Source organism: Polaromonas sp. (assembly GCF_012927455.1).
Taxonomy (GTDB): Bacteria; Pseudomonadota; Gammaproteobacteria; order Burkholderiales; family Burkholderiaceae_C; genus Polaromonas.
Genome location: NZ_JABBPE010000016.1, coordinates 17,241 through 32,055 on the forward strand (window position 1 = coordinate 17,241; position 14,815 = coordinate 32,055).

At 61.1% G+C, this 14,815-nt stretch carries 14 protein-coding genes; 3 read left to right on the plus strand and 11 right to left on the minus strand.

Translation table 11 applies throughout. The annotated features are described in order from the left end of the window. Positions 1 to 6: 6 nt before the first annotated feature. Together HHJ18_RS15175 and HHJ18_RS15180 are read right to left on the minus strand one after the other, a co-directional pair. Positions 7 to 1,341: an ATP-binding protein gene (locus HHJ18_RS15175; RefSeq protein WP_296916688.1), complete on the minus strand. Its 1,335-nt coding sequence runs from the start codon at positions 1,339 to 1,341 to the stop codon at positions 7 to 9. A 20-nt stretch (positions 1,342 to 1,361) separates the two neighbouring features. Next, positions 1,362 to 2,768, minus strand: a complete 1,407-nt coding sequence (locus HHJ18_RS15180) for a class I SAM-dependent methyltransferase (RefSeq protein ID WP_296916690.1) — start codon at positions 2,766 to 2,768, stop codon at positions 1,362 to 1,364. Positions 2,769 to 2,971: 203 nt separating this feature from the next. On the opposite strand from HHJ18_RS15180, the gene HHJ18_RS15185 reads away from it, so the two are divergent. Together HHJ18_RS15185 and HHJ18_RS15190 are read left to right on the plus strand one after the other, a co-directional pair. Then, on the plus strand, positions 2,972 to 3,916 hold the full coding sequence (locus HHJ18_RS15185) for an alpha/beta hydrolase (protein WP_296916692.1): 945 nt from the start codon (positions 2,972 to 2,974) through the stop codon (positions 3,914 to 3,916). A gap of 127 nt (positions 3,917 to 4,043) precedes the next feature. Next, positions 4,044 to 4,514 (plus strand): OsmC family protein, encoded by a 471-nt coding sequence (locus HHJ18_RS15190; protein ID WP_296916693.1) that lies wholly within the window; start codon positions 4,044 to 4,046, stop codon positions 4,512 to 4,514. Between the two features lie 277 nt (positions 4,515 to 4,791). Here HHJ18_RS15190 and HHJ18_RS15195 read toward each other — a convergent pair whose 3' ends face one another. From HHJ18_RS15195 to argS, 9 genes are all read right to left on the minus strand, one after another. Next, on the minus strand, positions 4,792 to 5,613 hold the full coding sequence (locus HHJ18_RS15195; RefSeq protein WP_296916695.1) for a UPF0149 family protein: 822 nt from the start codon (positions 5,611 to 5,613) through the stop codon (positions 4,792 to 4,794). A 121-nt stretch (positions 5,614 to 5,734) separates the two neighbouring features. Further along, positions 5,735 to 6,193, minus strand: a complete 459-nt coding sequence (locus HHJ18_RS15200; RefSeq protein WP_296916697.1) for a putative toxin-antitoxin system toxin component, PIN family — start codon at positions 6,191 to 6,193, stop codon at positions 5,735 to 5,737. Beyond that, positions 6,190 to 7,536, minus strand: coding sequence for a THUMP domain-containing protein (locus tag HHJ18_RS15205; protein ID WP_296916698.1), 1,347 nt, complete (start codon positions 7,534 to 7,536; stop codon positions 6,190 to 6,192). The genes HHJ18_RS15200 and HHJ18_RS15205 overlap by 4 nt, the downstream gene beginning before the upstream one ends. A gap of 223 nt (positions 7,537 to 7,759) precedes the next feature. After that, positions 7,760 to 9,295, minus strand: a complete 1,536-nt coding sequence (locus tag HHJ18_RS15210; RefSeq protein ID WP_296916699.1) for an RNA polymerase factor sigma-54 — start codon at positions 9,293 to 9,295, stop codon at positions 7,760 to 7,762. A 301-nt stretch (positions 9,296 to 9,596) separates the two neighbouring features. Then, positions 9,597 to 10,355: an LPS export ABC transporter ATP-binding protein gene (gene lptB / locus HHJ18_RS15215; RefSeq protein ID WP_296917340.1), complete on the minus strand. Its 759-nt coding sequence runs from the start codon at positions 10,353 to 10,355 to the stop codon at positions 9,597 to 9,599. Between the two features lie 40 nt (positions 10,356 to 10,395). Next, a complete protein-coding gene (gene lptA, locus HHJ18_RS15220; RefSeq protein WP_296916700.1) occupies positions 10,396 to 11,037 on the minus strand; it encodes a lipopolysaccharide transport periplasmic protein LptA in 642 nt (213 codons plus the stop codon). 144 nt (positions 11,038 to 11,181) lie between these two features. Continuing rightward, positions 11,182 to 11,841: a thiol:disulfide interchange protein DsbA/DsbL gene (locus tag HHJ18_RS15225; RefSeq protein ID WP_296916701.1), complete on the minus strand. Its 660-nt coding sequence runs from the start codon at positions 11,839 to 11,841 to the stop codon at positions 11,182 to 11,184. Positions 11,842 to 11,984: 143 nt separating this feature from the next. After that, entirely contained in the window at positions 11,985 to 12,629 is a 645-nt protein-coding gene (locus tag HHJ18_RS15230; protein WP_296916702.1) for an SPOR domain-containing protein, read from the minus strand. Between the two features lie 45 nt (positions 12,630 to 12,674). After that, on the minus strand, positions 12,675 to 14,360 hold the full coding sequence (argS, locus tag HHJ18_RS15235) for an arginine--tRNA ligase (protein ID WP_296916703.1): 1,686 nt from the start codon (positions 14,358 to 14,360) through the stop codon (positions 12,675 to 12,677). Positions 14,361 to 14,466: 106 nt separating this feature from the next. Here argS and HHJ18_RS15240 point away from each other — a divergent pair, with 106 nt between their 5' ends. After that, positions 14,467 to 14,766: a PsiF family protein gene (locus HHJ18_RS15240; RefSeq protein WP_296916704.1), complete on the plus strand. Its 300-nt coding sequence runs from the start codon at positions 14,467 to 14,469 to the stop codon at positions 14,764 to 14,766. The last annotated feature ends 49 nt before the right edge of the window (positions 14,767 to 14,815 follow it).

A 14,815-nucleotide genomic window follows, 5' to 3' on the forward strand; every position in this document is an offset into this window, starting at 1 on the left:
AATCGTTCAGCGCTGCGGCGTCGCAAGGTCAAAGGAGAACTCGGTCCACGCGCCAAACTCGCTGCTGACTGACAGCGTGCCCGCATGGCGCTGGATGATGCCGTAGCTCACGCTCAAGCCGAGACCCAGGCCAGCACCGACATCTCGGGTGGTGAAGAAGGGCTCCAGCACGCGGCCGATATTTTCGGGTTTGATGCCGGTGCCGTTGTCACGCACCGCCAGCCAGAGGCGCCCGCCACGGTGTTCGCCGCGCATGGAAATTTGCGGCAGCGCGCGTGCCGCGCTGACCAGGGCCAGCGCGGCATTGCTTAGCAGGTTGATCAACACGCCAATGATGGCCGGCTCATCGCCCAGCACATGCGTGTCCAGCGGCAGCGCCAGTTCCACCTTGACATTCTTGAGCTCAAAACTGGTCAGGCGCAACGCTGACTGCACGGCCTTTTCGAGCAGAAATACGCGCTGGCTGTCCTCCTCGCCAGGTTTTTGGTAAGCAAAAACCTTGAGGTCGGACACGATGGCCTGAATGCGCTGCATGCCTTCGCGCGCATCGACCAGGCTTTCCTTGAGGTCGGCACTTTGCACCACGGCTTGATCTAACAGGGCCATGTTGATGGCCATCAGGCTGTAGTTCACCGGGTTGTTGACTTCGTGCAGCAGGCCGGCAGACAAAGTACCCAGGGCTGCCATTTTTTCGCGCTGGACTAATTGGCCTTTGACTTCGGCGAGTGCTGCGTTGGTTTTTTGAAGTGCGTCATTTTGCGTCGCTACCTGCTCTTGCAGCGCAAACATGCGCAGGCGTCCTAGCTCAGCGAAGTAAGCGGCACCCGCTGAAATGATCGCGGCAAACGACAAGAGCATCAGATTGGTCGCGAACTGCCCAATATCGCCAATGCCACCCGGATGAAAAAAGCAGGCCAGTATGTACACCAAAACGGTGAACAAGCCGTAGCCCAAATTCTCAAGATGGTTGGCCGGTACGAGCATGCCTCCACCGAAAAATGCGAGCTGCATACCCACAAAGTAGATCGACGCCGAACCATCGGTCACGGCAATCATCCAGCCGATCATCAGCTGCGGCAGTGCGAGCCATAAAAAGGTCAAGGACTGAACATGTGGCCGGCCGCGCTTTGTCAGGATAAGCAGCAGGATCAACAGCGTGAGCCCGGCTGTCAGTACCCGGGCCGCAAAAAAATAGGCGAGGTGCTCGGGATACAAGCTGTAATCCAGACCCACGCCAAGGAGTACCAATCCAATGACAAACAAACAGCCCGTTTTGCTATGGGCAATACGCAGCTTATGCAGCGCCTGGTTGTATCGGATCAAGGTCTGATCACGGGTCATGCCCGCCAACAAGGCGGCAGTCAAGACTGCCTCGGGATGCGAAACTCGGCGAATACATTCACGCCCGTGTCATCGGTGTAGATGCGCGTGTCCTCACGCGGCGAAGGCAGCACGGACTCCAGCGAGCGCTCGTCGCGGTAGATCAAATGCCATTCCAGCACATGCTCCATCACGCCGGTATTCGGGTTGCTCGAATGCACATTGGTCACCAAAATGCTCCCGCCCGGGCGGCTGCGCTGCACAAAATACTGCAACAACCGCGCGCAAACCTTGTCCGACAAATAATCAAACAGGCCCGCGCAATAGACGAAGTCGAAAAGCTCGCCGTCCGCCGTCGCTTCGGGTCGCACCGCACGCTTGAGCAGGTCATGAACCGATTCATGCACCAACTGAACATTCGTCGTCTTGCCTCCCGCACGGGCGGCGCTGTCAATACGTTCGCGCGTGTAGGCCAGGGTTTCCTCGCTGAAGTCCACCAGGGTGAACGACAGACATCCGGGGTCAGGGTGTGTCTCGATGAATCGCTGAATCTCCACGGCGGGCCCGCAACCCACATTCAAGATGCTCACCTGCCGCTGCTCTCGCTTGGCCAGGTCTGCAGCCCGGTTGAGATAGTCCACCAGCGTGTCAATGCGGTTGCAATGGGCCTTCACCACGGCGGCCTGAAGAAACTGCGCATTGACGATCTGGAAATAAGTGCTGGGCCCCTGCTGCGGATCCCCGAGTATCTGGTTGACCATTTCATAATCACCGGCATAACCAAGTGGTTTGACAAAAGTGCGGTAGACGAAGGGGGCACGCAGCAGCAGAGGATGCAAGGCCGTTTGCAAAAAGCTGCGATGCGCAACGGCGTCATCTGCCGGAACGGACCTGGTCTCTTCCTCTATCCGGTCAAAGTATTCTGCCCCCTTCACCATGATCGGCTTGGCCAAATCAAGAAACACATCCGAGCGGATGCGCCCGTCTTCATTGCGGGGCAGGATGCCACTCATGTCGGCTTGGTCCGCCCAACGTGCAGTTTCCGACAGAAAGGCTCTTGTTTCGCTGACCGCCACCTGGTAAGTGCGACCGATCCGAAATCGGCTCTGCCAGTCATCGACAAAGCGTTGTGCCTCGTCTGAGATGCGCGTCATATCTCCGCGCACGACGTTCAGGTCAGTCCACTCGTCAATCAGCACCACGGACACCACCGCCATCAAGCCGGTATTGAGCAGGCTGGTGACCACCGCCTTGCCCTTGTAGATGCTGCGCTCGCCCGAGCGGATGTTGAGGTCGTTGAGCACCTCGCTGACCTGAACGATCGAGTAGGGGTTGTAAATTTCCATCACCAGCGAGCGGCGCTGGACGTTGGTCAGGGTGCCGCGCACCGCTTCACCCTGACTGTTGCGAAAGGAGATGACGGGATCGATAGGGCGAATTGGATGCACGGTGTCAGGCGTCCTTGAGGATGTAAAGGGCCGGTAGCGCAACAGCAGGTAAGTTGTCGCGCAACTTGCGATTGTGACATTGAAGGCCGGGCCCCAGCCTTTCAACCAACCAGGGCCGAGTCAAGCAGGCAAGCATTTACACCGGCTGGCACTGGCGTATGCTTAGTCCCGCACTAAAGCCCACTCCAACAAGGGAAAGCCGCATGAATTCATCGAGCCACTGGTTTAACGGTTTTGAATCGCGCAGTTTTGAGGTCAATGGCGCATCCATCCATGCCCGCTTCTCCAAAGTGGCGCTGGGCGAGCCGCTGCGCCCGGCCCTGTTGCTGCTGCACGGCTTTCCGCAATCGCATGTGATGTGGCACCGCGTGGCGCAGCGCCTGAACCAGTACTACTTTCTGGTCATGCCGGATTTGCGCGGCTACGGAGACTCTTCCAAAACGCCGGGCCTGCCCAACCACAGCAATTACAGCAAGCGCAACATGGCCCACGACATGGTGGCCGTGATGGACGCCTTGGGCTTGGACAGTTTTTACCTGTGCGGCCACGACCGTGGCGGCCGTGTGGCGCACCGGCTGGCGCTGGACTACGCACCGCGCGTCGACAGACTTTGTGTCATCGACATTGCCCCTACGCTGGACATGTACGAGGGCCGCAGCATGACGCAGCCCTACATGGAATTTGCCCGCGCCTACTACCACTGGTTTCACATGCTGCAGCCGGCGCCGCTGCCGGAAATCATGATGGGCGCCAACCACCCGGAAACTGCCAGGGCCTATCTGCACGCCAAGCTGGGCGGCTGGGGCAGCGCGGGGTTGCACTACATAGAACCCCAGGCGCTGACCGAGTACGAACGCTGCTTTTGCAATGCTGAAGCGCTGCACACTGCCTGTGAAGACTACCGGGCCAGCGCCGGCATAGATCTGGAGCACGACCGCGAAAGCCGCGCCCGGCACCTCAAGGTGGCCTGCGACATGCTGGTGCTATGGGGTGAGCGCGGCGTGGTCAACCGGCTGTTCGACCCGATGGCGCTGTGGCAAGACCAGTGCAGCGGCGAGGTGGCCGGTCATGCCATGGCGGCCGGACACTTCATTCCCGAAGAGCAGCCCGAGGCGACGGCCCGCGCGCTTCAACAGTTTTTCATCTAATTCCATTCTTAAATAAATCGTGAACGCGAAGGCGAAACGACGGCAGTATCTACGTACGGCGAACGAAGCCAACAAAGTGCACGGTTGATTTATAAATGGAATAACGCCTGATTGGAGGGAGTTGTTCATGTCCACCTACATCGCTGAAGTTTTATGGTTGCGCAACGACGGAGATTTTGTCGGCAGGCGCTACAGCCGCAACCATCTGCTGCGTTTTGACGGCGGCCTGGAAGTGCCCGGCTCGGCATCGCCGCATGTGGTGCCGCTGCCGCTGTCCGATGCCTCGGCACTGGACCCGGAGGAGGCTTTTGTGGCCTCGCTGGCGAGCTGCCACATGCTGTGGTTTCTGTCGATTGCCGCCAAACAGGCCTACTGTGTGGACCGCTACTTCGATGCGGCCAGCGGCCTGATGGAAAAAAACGCCGCCGGGAAAATCGCCATGACCGTTGTCACGCTGCGCCCCGACGTGACGTTTTCCGATGATCGCCTGCCGAGCCGCGCAGAGCTGGACCAGTTGCACCATGCGGCCCACGAGAGCTGCTTTATTGCCAACTCGGTTAAAACCGATGTGCGCTGCGAGCCGGTCTATCCGGCTTAGCCCGCTCGGTCGAATTTCCGTCTTCATCCTACGCGGAAAAAGGCAGCCAGCACAGGCAGAGCGCTATTAAATTAATAGCTGCTTGCGCCCGTATTTATTGGGCTGGAGCCTTGAAATACCCCAAAAAATGGCGGTCTCTACCTGCCGGCTGCACCCGTAACCATTTAGCAAGGGTGTCGATCTGCCCAGGAAGTCGTTTTCAGGCACGAAATTAGCCTCTAGCCCATTAACTACGGGCGCAAGCAGCTATTATTTTAATAGCACTTTCAGCACTCCATCATCCCGCCCCGTGGCACTTCTTGTACTTCCTGCCGCTGCCGCAGGCGCACGGGTCGTTACGGCCTTGTGTGGCTTCCTTGCGCACGGTTTCGACGCGTGGTCCCAGCGTTTTCCACAATTCGCGCAGGTCGTAAACCGCCCAGATCGCCTCGCCAAAGGCATTGAGCCTGGCGATGCTGGTGCTGGGTGCGCCATCTTCGCTGAGGGGTGAGACTTCGGGCGCGGCACTGTCGTCTTCCGTCATGGCGACGATGGCCTGCAGCGCGCCATCCAGCCATTTGGCCGCGTCCTTGTCGCGCGGGCTGGCCCATTCCTCGGGCCAGCTTTCCACGGCAAACATGAAACCCAGCGCCCACACCTGGGCAAACGCGGGCAGTTCTTCGCCTTTGAAATCAGCCTGCTCATCAGCCGGCATCTCGGCGACGGCGCCTCGAATGTCCACCACTTCGGGGTGGTAGCAGTGGTCGTCTTCGAGTGAGTTCACCTCGGCATCGAGCGCTGTGCGCACCTCGTTCCAGCGCTGCTGCCAGAGCGTGAGGAAGCGCGCACGCTGCGCGTCGCTGGCAAACGAGCCGCCTTCGGTATCGGGCGCGTCACCCTCGGCAGGCGTGTCGAGCAGCAGCGGCAGGTATTCATCGACGGCGATGGGCCGACGCGAGCAGATCACGGCGGCCATGAAACCTTCGCAAAACTCCCACTGCGGCGTTTCGTCGTAGCGGCTGCGCAAGTCGTCGAGGATGGCATCGAGTTCGTCGAAAGCTTCGCTTTCCAGCCAGATCGTGTCGGATGGCGTGGCGGGGGTGGGCAATGAGGTGTTCATGAGAGGCAGTCTTGAGCCTGCGGCGAGGCTCTTGGGGTGAAAGTGGGGAAAGTGTATCTGCCGCAATGGCGCTGGCGATGCCGCATTGCGCTGCGTTCATCCGGTCTGCGTAAGCTATCAATTACATAGCTTTTCGCACCCGTACGTCATGGGCTAGAAGCCTTTTTGACATGCAAATTACATCCCTGTCCCGGCTCAGCAGCAAGGCTTGGTGGGCGACTGCGAGGTCGATAAATTTCTGGTCGTCCGCGTCGCTGCAGGTCAGGCTGGCCTTGGCTGCGGCTTCCGCCAGACGAGCGTGCCGATCAAACGCGGCGAGGACATCGCTGGCACTGAGCTGGTAGAAATTGAGGCGCGGAACGATTTTCGGATAGGCCAGCACGCGCGCCAGTTCGTCGCGCATCGGTTGGGTGGCGATCCAGTCGAGCGCGCCTGCCTCCAGCGCCTGCCGGACGGGTTTTGCGGCTGCATCATTGAATACAAAAACGTCTAGAACAATGTTGGTGTCGATGACGACCGGCGCCTTGTACACGGGTGAAATTTCGGCGGCGGGCCCGGCGCCGTTGACCGTTTCGCTCATGGCGTTTGCGGCGCGCCGGCAGGCTTGCCGCGCGCCGAGCCGGCCACCATGTCAAAGCGGAACAGCCGGCATTCAATTGGGCCGTTCCACATCGGCACCCGGCGCGATTCCTTCAGGCGCATCTTGCTGGGCAGTTTCAGGTCGGGCGTCAGCACATGGGCGGTCCAGCCAGCGTAATTTTTCTTCCAGTGGGCGGCCAGCCGCGGAAAGAAATCAGCCGCTTCTTCGCCGCTTTCGGTGTAAGCCTGTTCGCGCGCGGGGTTGGCCGAGCGGTCGCGTGGTGCCTCCGCCGCGCCCGTGTCACGCCGCAGCGGCTGGCCAAACTCGTCAACGCCTTGGCGCCGCTCATCGCGCTGGTTGCGGCTCTGCACGCCGGAAATACCGGCCACGCCGGCCACATCAATGCGCTCGCCATACGGCGGATTGACCAGCATGACGCCGCTGGGGGCTGGCGGCATGCGTTGCAGCGCATCGCCGCCACGGAACTGCACGGCCTGCCCGACACCCGCGCGCTCGGCATTGCGCTCTGCAAAGTCGACCATGCGAAAGGAGACATCGCTGCCAAACACCGGCGCACTGGGCGCTGTGATGGCGGCTTCGGCGTGGTCGAGCAGGCCGTCCCACACATGCGCCTGAAACGGCAGATATTTCTGAAAAGCAAACTTGCGGTTGATGCCAGGCGCGATGTTGCAGGCGATCTGCGCGGCTTCTATGGCGATGGTGCCCGAGCCGCAGCACGGGTCGTACAGCGGCACGCCTTGTTTGCACAATTGGTCCCAGCCGCTGGCGGCAATCATGGCGGCCGCCAGCGTTTCCTTCAGCGGCGCATCGCCCTTGTCCTCGCGCCAGCCGCGTTTGAACAGAGGCTCGCCCGAGGTGTCAATGTAAACGGTGACGGTGTCGGTGGTCAGGTGCACATAGACGCGCACGTCGGGCCAGTGGGTATCGACATCGGGGCGCACGTCATACTTGGCGCGAAAGCGGTCAGCGATCGCGTCCTTGATCTTGAGGGCGGCAAAGTTCAGGCTGGTCAGCGGGCTGTGCTGGGCCGTGACCTCGACCTTGAAGGTCTGCTTGGGCGTGAACCAGATCTCCCACGCCACGCTGGCAGCCGCGTTGTACAGGTCCTGCTCGTTGCGGTACTGCCCGTGCTGCAGCTCGATCAGCACACGCTGGGCCAGCCGGCTGTGCAGGTTGAGCTGCAGGGCGTCGCGCCACGAGCCTTGCAGTTGCACGCCGGCGCGCCAGGCCTTGCCGGCAATGCCGGTGACACGTTGCACTTCAGTCGCCAGCAGCGCTTCAACGCCGGCGGCGCAGGGGAGGAAGAGTTGGAGTTGGTTCATAAGTTATGTGACTAAAGCGTAGGGGGTTCTTTCAGGCAGGCCCCCATCCCCGCCTTTACCCAGCGGGGAAAGAAGCAGTTCGGTTAGAGAAAAGCGCAAGAGCAATCCCCGCTTCCTCTTCAAGCCAGTCAGGGCCGCGGAACCGGCTTTGCCGGGCCGCAGGCGCAGCGGCCCCCTCGGGGGGCAGGGAGTTACGCGAAGCGAACGACCGTGGGGGCAACATCTACAGCGATTTACGCAGGTTGGTGGGCGCTATGCGCAGCGTCTCGCGGTATTTGGCCACGGTGCGGCGGGCGCATTCAATGCCCTGCTCCTTCAGCATGTCGGAGATCTGGTTGTCGCTGAGCGGCTTGTGCGCGCTCTCGGACGAGACAAACTGCTTGATCAGCGCACGCACCGCCGTGCTGGACGCATTGCCGCCGGTTTCGGTCCCCAGGGCCGAGCCAAAAAAGTATTTCAACTCGAAGGTGCCGTAAGGTGTGCTCATGTACTTGGCCGTGGTGACGCGGCTGATGGTGGACTCGTGCAGGCCCAGTTCGTCGGCAATTTCGCGCAGCACCAGCGGCCGCATGGCCAGCTCGCCGTGCGAGAAGAAGCTTTTTTGCCGCTCCACAATCGCACTACTGACGCGCAAGATAGTGTCAAAACGCTGCTGGATGTTCTTGATGAACCAGCGCGCTTCCTGCAGCCGCTGCTGCAGCGCCGGCCCGCCCTGACCCTTGTGCTGCTTGAGGGCGCTGGCATAAATGTCGTGCACGCGCAGGCGCGGCATAACGTCCCGATTGAGCGAGACCTTGAAGTTGCGACCGGCCTTGACGACGATGACGTCGGGCACGACGACGTTGCGCTCTACGTTGACAAAACGGCGGCCGGGCTTGGGGTCGAGCCGCCCTATCACGGTAATCGCGCCCTTGATCACGGCTTCCGGAAACCCGCACAGGTAGACCAGGCGCTTGACATCGCGCTTTGCCAGCAGCTCCATCGGCTGCTTGCACATCGCCATGGCGGCACGGGTTTCGTCGCAGTCCTTGCAGTCGAGCAGCTGCAGGCCCAGGCACTCGGCCAGGTTGCGCGCGCCGACGCCGGCCGGCTCCATGTGCTGCAGCAGCTGTAGCGCCATGGCGAAGCACTGTTCGAGCTCTTCAGCCTGCACCAGGTCTTCACCGGCAAGGCCCACGGCCAGCTCAGCCAGGCTGTCTTCAAGGTAGCCGTCGTCGCTCAGCGACTCAATCAGAAAGTACAGGGCTGCGCGGTCCTCGTCAGACAGCCGCAGGCCGAGCGACTGCCGGTGCAAATGATCCTGCAGCGTGATGTGGCTGCCGGTCAGGTCGGAGGCCTCGGCATCACTGTCTTCAAGGTTGTTTTTGCGCGCAGGCGCGTCGCCGCCCCATTCGCTGTCGTCGGGTGCGGACTCAACCGTGCCGTCGCCGTCCCAGCTTTCCTCGATCTTGGCCTCAGCGCTGGTTTCCGGCTCATTTTGGCTGGCAGCACTTGTTTCATCGGAACTAGCTGCTACTAAAGTTGTAGCAGACTCGAACTCTTGGCTGTCCCGGCTGACCGGCGTGTTGGTATGCTCCAGGCCAAATTCCTCACGCTCCGCGGCATCTTCCGATACTTCCAGAAACGGGTTTTCGTCGAGCATCTGCTCAACTTCCTGGCTCAGCTCCAGCGTGGACAACTGCAGCAGGCGAATCGACTGCTGCAGTTGGGGCGTGAGCGCCAGATGCTGCGAGACGCGAAGGGACAGGCCTTGCTTCATGACGATGGTGCCCCCACGCTCCCCACTGCGTGTGGTTCGCTGCCCCCCGAGGGGGCCGCCCCGCCTGCGGCCTGGCAAAGCCAGTTCCGCGGCCGGTACTTGCACGGTCGGGGATTGGTGCAGGCCTTAACGCTTGCTGCTGCATGTGGTTGGTTGAGCCCCCGGGGAGCTGACCTTGCTTCGGGAGCGCGTCCCCGCCTGTGCAAGTACCGGCCGCAGGACCGGCTTTGCCGGACTGCAGGCGGGGCGGCCCCCTCGGGGGGCAGCGCAGTACACGAAGTGGCAAGCGTGGGGGCCATATTCACATTTTGAAGTGTTCGCCGAGGTAGACGCGGCGAACTTCGGCATTGTTCACGATCTCGGTCGGCGTACCGGCCGCCAATACATGGCCGTCGTTGATGATGTAGGCGTGGTCGCAAATACCCAGCGTTTCGCGCACGTTGTGGTCGGTAATCAAGACGCCAATGCCGCGCGACTTCAGGAAGCCGATGATGCGCTGGATCTCGATCACGGCAATCGGGTCGATGCCGGCAAAAGGTTCGTCAAGCAAAATGAAACGCGGTTGCGTCGCTAGAGCCCGCGCAATCTCGACGCGCCGCCGTTCGCCCCCCGAAAGCGCTGGCGCTGGCGAATCGCGCAAATGGTCCACCCGCAAATCCTTCAGCAGGGCATCCAGCCTCGCCTCGATAGCGGCCCGGCCCAGCGCCTTGCCAGCGTCATCTTGCTGCAACTCCAGCACGGCGCGCACGTTTTCCTGCACCGTGAGCTTGCGAAAAATAGAGGCCTCCTGCGGCAGGTAGCTCAGGCCCATGCGGGCCCGCCGGTGAATCGGCATGTGCCCGATTGACTCGCCATCGATGGATATCTCGCCGGCATCGGCGCGCACCAGCCCGACGATCATGTAGAACGAGGTGGTTTTGCCCGCTCCATTGGGGCCAAGCAGCCCCACCACTTCGCCTTTTTGCACAGTCAGCGAGACATCCTGGACCACCTTGCGGCTGCCGTAGGATTTTTGCAGTCCCTGCACCACCAGGCGACTGGGCGCTACGCTCTCGGCCATCGACGGATCGGTGAGCAGATTCATCGCTTGCGGTTTCTTTCTACTTTTTATCGGTTTTTTCAGTGCCCAGCGAAGTGCTGGGGCGCAGGCTGGGCGCGGGCCCGACCGCTGCCGCCGCCGGGGCGCCGGCTGTCGGCGCAGCACCGCGCGGCGACAGCATGGCGCGAACCCGGCCCGATGGATTGGTGGCTGTGCGGTTCTGCGCGCCACCATCGACGGTGAACACGTCGGTGTTGTTGTCGTAAACAATCAGCGAGCCGGTGGTTTCATCGACCAGCGTGGCGCCGTTGTAGCGGCGCATCACGGCGCGCGTAATGAATTTCACGAGATCGGCGCGGCTGTCGTATTCGATGCGTTCCCCTTCGCCCTCGATGTATTCGTCCACGCCATCACGCTTTTTGCGGTAAAAGGCGAGTTTGCCCGGTGCGGCAATGGAAACGGCTTGCTGGTAACCCTCGGGGTCCTGGCTAACATCGACCCGGTCGCCCCGCACGATGGTGGAGCCTTTGGTGATCACCACGTTGCCGGTGAAGACGCTGCTTTGCTTGAGGTCGTCGTAACGCAAGGCATCGGCCTCGGCGTTCATGGGCTTGTCGCGATCGCCTTTTTCAGCGGCAGCCGGCAGCACCGTCCCAAGTGCCAGAGCGGCCGTCAAAATCAGCGAGAAAAAGGGGGTTTTCATAAGGCACGAATCTTGCTGCGTGGAGGTTCGCTCATTGTAGCCATGCCGGCTGCAGCCATGGCGTCCTAATGAACTTGAATCCAAAAAAAAACCCGCCTGCTGCTGGCGGGTTTTTTGCCGGAGCGTCAAGACGCCTAACCCATCTTACTTGGCTTTGCCGCGCGATTGCCCGACCAGATAATCGGCTACCTGCAGCGCGCGATCCATGTTTTTTGCGAGGTCGCCGGAGGTGTAATAACGCCCCCCAATGCCGAGCGCCGGCACGCCGTCAACCTTGTAGAGGTTCTGCAATTGCGTTGCCTTGCGCACCTTGGTGCTCACCGAAAACGAGTTGTACATCTCGACAAACTTGGCTTTGCTGATGCCCTGCTTTTCGGCCCAGGCCGCCAGCAGCGCCTCCGTGTTGAGCGGCTGTTTGTCCACGTGAATGGCGTAAAACACCTTTTTGTGCAGTTCCTCGACCTTGCCCATGCCTTCGAGCACATAAAAAAGACGCTGCTGCGGCTCGAAATCGGGGCGAAACGACACCGGCACGCGTCTGAGGGTTACGTCCTTCGGGGCTTGCTTGGTCCAGGCCTCCAATTGCGGCTCAAAGGTGTTGCAGTGCGGGCAGCTATACCAGAAGAACTCGACCACCTCGACCTGGCCGGCAGGCACTTCGGTAGGCGCGGGCTTGTCCAGCATCAGATAGTCGGAGCCCTCCTTGAAGGCCTGGGCTTGCGCCACGCTGGGCAGCACGGCCGCACCCAAAGAGGCGACAGCCGCCACGGAAGCAGCCGAAAGGGAAAACTCGCGTCGTTGCATCAATCTTTCTCCTGGAAAATTGCCGAAATAGCTGAAATAGCGGGTGGCCGGAATGGCAACAGTAACGTTAACAGTGTCGCGCAGGGGTTTGACGGCCCGGCCCGGAAAAGTTCAGTGCCTTAACTCTCGACCAGGCCTGCGCGCTAGCGCTGGACCCTGACCAAGGCCGTCTCTATGGAGTTGTTGTCCAGCCGCTCTTTGGCCTTGTCGGCGTCGTCCTTCTTGTTAAACGGTCCCAGGCGTACCCGGTAAACGGTGCGGCCTGCCTGCTCGCGCTCACTGACCTTGGCCTGCATGCCCAGCAACATCAGCCGGGCACGCTGCTGCTCGGCGTCTTCAGGAGTACGAAATGCGCCAGCCTGAATGAAATAAGTGAAGGGATCAGCACCAGCCCCGGACGGCGGCGCTTCGCTTTTGGCCTTGGCCAGATCGCCCAGCGGATCGCTCGGCTCGGCCGGTTTGGCGGCTTTGGCGGGGGCTGATGCGGCAGACTTGGGTGCGATAGCTATGGGGGGCGCAGCGGTATCGGGTGGCGTACCAGTGCTCACTTCGCCGGAGGCCGAAGGCGGCCCTTTGACGCCGTTTTTTCCCGCCAGCGGTGCATTCGGGTTCCAGTCCCGGTTCTTTTTGGCCTCGGCAGCGTCGCTGTCGGTGTTGCGCGACTGGCTCTTATTCATGAAGGGCACCGGCACCTTGGTGATATACACCGCTACCGCCAGCGCGGCGCCCAAGCCTACCAGCGCGCCAAGAATCAACCCCAGCAGGGTACCGCCTCGTTGTTTTTTCATACCTTGCCTGATTTCCATGCTCGACTCTAAGTAATTCATGCTTGTTTACATTTTGCGCGGCGCGCTGACGCCCAGCACGGCCAGACCATTGTGCAACACCTGCGCGGTGGCCGCGACCAGCGCCAGCCGCGCCAGCTTGACGCCCTCGTCATCGACCAGAATGCGCTCAACGTCGTAGTAGCTGTGGTAGCTGGCAGCCAGCTCGCGCAGGTAAAACGCCACATCGTGCGGCGCCAGACCGGTGGCGGCGTTATCCAGCATGTCAGGGTATTTGGCCAGCAAGAGCATCAGTGCCTGCGCCTGCGGGCTGCTCAGCGCAGACAGGTCCACGCCCTTCAGCAAGTTCTCATCGCCGCCCTGGCCAATCCAGGTGGAGAGGATGGAGCAGATGCGGGCGTGCGCATACTGCACGTAATACACCGGGTTTTCATTGTTCTTGGCCAACGCCAGGTCAATGTCAAAGACGTATTCGGTGTCGGGCTTGCGGCTGAGCAGAAAAAAGCGCACGGCGTCGGCGCTGGTCCATTCGATCAGGTCGCGCAGCGTGACGTAACTGCCGGCGCGCTTGGAAATCTTGACCTCCTCGCCATGGCGCATCACCCGCACCATGGTGTGCAGCACATAGTCGGGGTAGCCCTGGGGCACCCCGGCGTTGGCCGCCTGCAGCCCGGCGCGCACGCGGGCAATCGTGCCGTGGTGGTCCATGCCCTGGATGTTGATGGCCTTGCCAAAGCCGCGCTCCCATTTGGCTAGGTGGTAGGCCACGTCGGGCACAAAGTAGGTGTAAGTGCCGTCGCTCTTTTTCATCACGCGGTCTTTGTCGTCGCCGTAATCGGTCGACTTGAGCCAGAGCGCGCCGTCCTGCTCGTAGGTTTTGCCGGCGGCCTTCAGCGTGGCTACCGCCGCTTCGACCCGGCCCGAGCTGTACAGGCTCGATTCGAGGTAATAGTTGTCAAAGTGCACCGAAAAGGCCAGCAAATCGAGGTCCTGCTCGCGCCGCAGGTAGGCCACGGCGAACTGGCGAATCGAGTCGAGATCGCCCGCGTCGCCTGACGCGGTGAATTCCCGGTCGTCGGATTTGACGGTTTTGCCGGCCAGAAAGTCGGCGGCTATGTCGGCAATGTAGTCGCCGTTATAGGCCGGCTCGGGCCAGCCGCCATCGCCTGGCTTGAGGCCTTGGGCGCGCGCCTGTGTACTGGTGGCCAGGGTGTTGATCTGCACGCCGGCATCGTTGTAATAAAACTCGCGCCAGACCTGCACGCCCCGGGTGGCAAACAGGTTGCAGATGGCGTCGCCCAGCGCCGCCTGCCGGCCATGGCCCACATGCAGCGGGCCAGTCGGGTTGGCCGAAACGAATTCGACAATCATGCGCGGCTGGCTGCCGGGCGGCTGGCTGCCATAGCTGCTGCCTTCGCGCAGCACCTCGCGCACGGTTTCCTGCTTGGCGGCGGGCTTGAGCCGGATGTTGAGAAATCCCGGGCCGGCAATTTCCACCGCATCGACCCAGCGCTCGAACGCGGGCGCCTGCAGCAGCAGGGCGCGAAGATTCTCGGCCAGCACTCTCGGGTTTTGTTTGAGCGACCTGGCCAGTTGCATGGCCGCTGTACAGGCGAAATCGCCGTGGGCCGCGACCTTGGGAGACTCAAACGCAGCCTTGTCAGCCGCACCAGGGGAAAGTTCTTCCAGCCCGGCAGCCAAGGCTGCGAGCAGGTCTTTTTTAATCGAGAGCATGGGGTATTTTACGTTTAACAACGTCGCAGAACTTGCTGCGCCAGACGTTGTGTGATCGAATCCACCCGGCCTTCAACCCCTGTTCCCCCACTCAAAGGAGCCTTCCATGAAAAAACTGTTGTCCTTGGTCGCTGTCGTTTTTGCCTTCTCGATGGGCCTGTCGCCCTTGGCGCAAGCTGCCGACGTTGCGGCAAAAACGCCCCAGCAAAACAAAATGGCCACCTGCAACAAGGATGCCGAAGGCAAAAAAGGCGATGAACGCAAGACCTTCATGAAAGAGTGCCTGAGCGCCAAAAAAGAAATGCCGCAGCAAAGCAAGATGAAAAGCTGCAATGTCGACGCCAAAGACAAAAAAGGCGACGAGCGCAAGGCCTTCATGAAAGAGTGCCTGAGCAAGGCGGCCTGATTTTGCGGCGTCTACCTCAGACGCCCCGAATCCCATAACTGACCCGGCG

Excerpts from the sequence above, each read along its gene's own strand:
- HHJ18_RS15175 (WP_296916688.1), bottom strand. The coding sequence starts at position 1,341 with ATGACCCGTGATCAGACCTTGATCCGATACAACCAGGCGCTGCATAAG.
- HHJ18_RS15185 (WP_296916692.1), top strand. The coding sequence starts at position 2,972 with ATGAATTCATCGAGCCACTGGTTTAACGGTTTTGAATCGCGCAGTTTT.
- HHJ18_RS15190 (WP_296916693.1), top strand. The coding sequence starts at position 4,044 with ATGTCCACCTACATCGCTGAAGTTTTATGGTTGCGCAACGACGGAGAT.
- HHJ18_RS15195 (WP_296916695.1), bottom strand. The coding sequence starts at position 5,613 with ATGAACACCTCATTGCCCACCCCCGCCACGCCATCCGACACGATCTGG.
- HHJ18_RS15200 (WP_296916697.1), bottom strand. The coding sequence starts at position 6,193 with ATGAGCGAAACGGTCAACGGCGCCGGGCCCGCCGCCGAAATTTCACCC.
- HHJ18_RS15205 (WP_296916698.1), bottom strand. The coding sequence starts at position 7,536 with ATGAACCAACTCCAACTCTTCCTCCCCTGCGCCGCCGGCGTTGAAGCG.
- HHJ18_RS15210 (WP_296916699.1), bottom strand. The coding sequence starts at position 9,295 with ATGAAGCAAGGCCTGTCCCTTCGCGTCTCGCAGCATCTGGCGCTCACG.
- lptB (WP_296917340.1), bottom strand. The coding sequence starts at position 10,355 with ATGGCCGAGAGCGTAGCGCCCAGTCGCCTGGTGGTGCAGGGACTGCAA.
- lptA (WP_296916700.1), bottom strand. The coding sequence starts at position 11,037 with ATGAAAACCCCCTTTTTCTCGCTGATTTTGACGGCCGCTCTGGCACTT.
- HHJ18_RS15225 (WP_296916701.1), bottom strand. The coding sequence starts at position 11,841 with ATGCAACGACGCGAGTTTTCCCTTTCGGCTGCTTCCGTGGCGGCTGTC.
- HHJ18_RS15230 (WP_296916702.1), bottom strand. The coding sequence starts at position 12,629 with ATGAAAAAACAACGAGGCGGTACCCTGCTGGGGTTGATTCTTGGCGCG.
- argS (WP_296916703.1), bottom strand. The coding sequence starts at position 14,360 with ATGCTCTCGATTAAAAAAGACCTGCTCGCAGCCTTGGCTGCCGGGCTG.
- HHJ18_RS15240 (WP_296916704.1), top strand. The coding sequence starts at position 14,467 with ATGAAAAAACTGTTGTCCTTGGTCGCTGTCGTTTTTGCCTTCTCGATG.